This window comes from Dyadobacter sp. UC 10 (assembly GCF_008369915.1).
Lineage (GTDB): Bacteria > Bacteroidota > Bacteroidia > Cytophagales > Spirosomataceae > Dyadobacter.
In genome coordinates this window covers 1-530 of sequence record NZ_VSRN01000010.1, presented here as the reverse complement: position 1 = coordinate 530, position 530 = coordinate 1, and the positions used below count along the sequence as shown (strand labels likewise).

At 63.2% G+C, this 530-nt stretch carries 1 pseudogene; it reads left to right on the top strand.

The window, feature by feature from the left end:
- Positions 1 to 8: 8 nt before the first annotated feature.
- Positions 9 to 530: pseudogene (locus FXO21_RS28600) on the top strand (MFS transporter); the annotation flags it as partial.

The window sequence follows — 530 nt, the reverse complement described above, 5'->3', positions numbered from 1 at the left end:
GGCCAGACGTGAAACCCAACAGACCCCTGATCGTAATTCTGAGCACTGTCGCGCTCGACGCTGTCGGCATCGGCCTGATTATGCCGGTGCTGCCGGGCCTCCTGCGCGATCTGGTTCACTCGAACGACGTCACCGCCCACTATGGCATTCTGCTGGCGCTGTAAGCGTTGATGCAATTTGCCTGCGCACCTGTGCTGGGCGCGCTGTCGGATCGTTTCGGGCGGCGGCCGGTCTTGCTCGTCTCGCTGGCCGGCGCTGCTGTCGACTACGCCATCATGACTACGGCGCCTTTCCTTTGGGTTCTCTATATCGGGCGGATCGTGGCCGGCATCACCGGGGCGACTGGGGCGGTAGCCGGCGCTTATATTGCCGATATCACTGATGGCGATGAGCGCGCGCGGCACTTCGGCTTCATGAGCGCCTGTTTCGGGTTCGGGATGGTCGCGGGACCTGTGCTCGGTGGGCTGATGGGCGGTTTCTCCCCCCACGCTTCGTTCTTCGCCGCGGCAGCCTTGAACGCACTCAATTTC